Genomic DNA, 1522 nt, shown 5'->3' with positions numbered 1-1522 from the left:
GGCGCTGATGGTGGTCAGGCTGGTGAGGGGCTGGCTGTTGGCGCCCGCACCGGCCCCGGTGGCACCGCTGATACCGCTGATACCGCTGCTGGAACTGGGGCAGGCTTGGGCGATGTAACCGGAGACGTCGCCGATTTTCTGCAGCTTGTTGTTGGGCGTCAGGGCGGCGGCAAAGCCGAGGCTCTGGGTGCTGTTCTTGAGCTGACCGAGGATGTCGGAGGCCGATTTCTTGATGTCGCCGGTGGTCGAGTCGATGTTGTCCAGGGACTTTTCGGCGTCCTTGTCTTTGACATCCACTTGCGCATGGGCGGCGCCCATCAGCACCCAGGCAGCGGCGACGAGCGCGCAGCGGATTGCACTGCGTGGCAGGAATCGGCGGGCTTCAATGTGTTGTGGCATGGTGGGATTCTCTTGGAGCGAAGTTGTCGTGGCGCGGCAGCCGGTGCGGGCCTGCATTCAATGTTTGGTGCTCTTGTGGTTTCTGTAGCTTGCCGGTTTTTTGCCCGGCGGTGCGAGCAGAAAGCGGAAGAACCTGCTGCTGGCGCGCCACCACAGCCAGAGCGCCAGGACGGCGAACACTGCCAAGCCAAGCATCATCAGAACCCGACCGACTGAATCCGCGGCAAATTGAGAAAGAGTCTCGGGGTGGATAAAAAGCTGGTAGATCACCGTGCAGCAAAGGACGGCAACGATTTCTGCTCGCCAGCTCAGCAGGCAGGAGCGCAGCTTGTGGTTCAGAGAGGCCAGCATCGCGTGTGTCCAGACGGAGGCGGAGGGTTGCTCGGAGTGGGTGTGTTTTTGTGGTGCTCACTCTTTGTCGCCCCATTGGTTCGTGATCGTGTCGAAAATATTGCTGTTGTTTGGGGTGTTGGTCGCACCGGAGCAGCTGTTCATGTACTGCTTGCGGTAGTTGTAAGAGGGCTGGGACAGGAATTTAGCAGGGTTGTAGCTATAAATGGCAAGGCCGCCGGGGGCCGGTATGTGCCAGTAGGCGATGGCGGAGGAGCAGTTGCCGGGAGGCGTGCCTTGGCCGGAGATGCTGGCCATGCAGAGGTACAGGGTGCAGGGGTCTGGAACCTGGGCTTGTGCGGATGTATTCACGCTGGCGATTCCCAGTGCGAGGGAGAGGGCGGCCAAAGGGGTACGCAGTTTCATGGGAACCTCCGAAATATTGAAGTGATGGTTGGCAGGGCTTGAGGTCGATCAGGCAATGAGACGCGGGCGCGTCGACCGCTGAACGGCCTGATCGGCGGACGCCGCGGCACGCTTGCCGCTGCCCTTGCGCTGGTCGTAGAAGTCCTGCAACCACTGCTCGGGCCGCAGTTCGTTGACGGGGATGCCTTCGGCCCTGGCGCTTTCGTCCAGCACGCCGTGCAGGATCTCGATGTTGTCGGTGGAGGCTGAAATGACGGCCAGCGCGTCGTCCATGCCGCGCAGGTCGAGCTGGCACACCGAAGACATGTGGCCCTGCTTGACGAGGAAGCGGCGCGAGCGCTCGTCCAGGCTGACCACCTCCTGGTAT

The 1522-nt window shown here is 61.7% G+C and carries 3 protein-coding genes and 1 pseudogene; all 4 read right to left on the bottom strand.

Translation table 11 applies throughout. The features are described from left to right. Positions 1–456, bottom strand: a 456-nt coding sequence (locus EJI00_RS24835) for a hypothetical protein (RefSeq protein WP_221885073.1), incomplete at its 3' end; no start/stop codon positions are given. Next, positions 457–750 (bottom strand): hypothetical protein, encoded by a 294-nt coding sequence (locus EJI00_RS24830; protein WP_126750116.1) that lies wholly within the window; start codon positions 748–750, stop codon positions 457–459. Between the two features lie 57 nt (positions 751–807). Beyond that, positions 808–1155, bottom strand: a complete 348-nt coding sequence (locus EJI00_RS24825) for a hypothetical protein (RefSeq protein ID WP_126750115.1) — start codon at positions 1153–1155, stop codon at positions 808–810. 48 nt (positions 1156–1203) lie between these two features. Beyond that, positions 1204–1522, bottom strand: a pseudogene (locus EJI00_RS24820) (hypothetical protein); the annotation flags it as partial.

The sequence above is a fragment of the Variovorax sp. DXTD-1 genome (genome assembly GCF_003984625.1).
GTDB lineage: Bacteria > Pseudomonadota > Gammaproteobacteria > Burkholderiales > Burkholderiaceae_C > Variovorax.
The sequence above is the reverse complement of the archived record's forward strand: the minus strand, read 5'-3'. Positions and strand labels throughout refer to the sequence as shown.

Bases quoted from the DNA above. Each gene is read 5' to 3' on its own strand.
- EJI00_RS24825 (WP_126750115.1), bottom strand. From the start codon at position 1,155: ATGAAACTGCGTACCCCTTTGGCCGCCCTCTCCCTCGCACTGGGAATC.
- EJI00_RS24830 (WP_126750116.1), bottom strand. From the start codon at position 750: ATGCTGGCCTCTCTGAACCACAAGCTGCGCTCCTGCCTGCTGAGCTGG.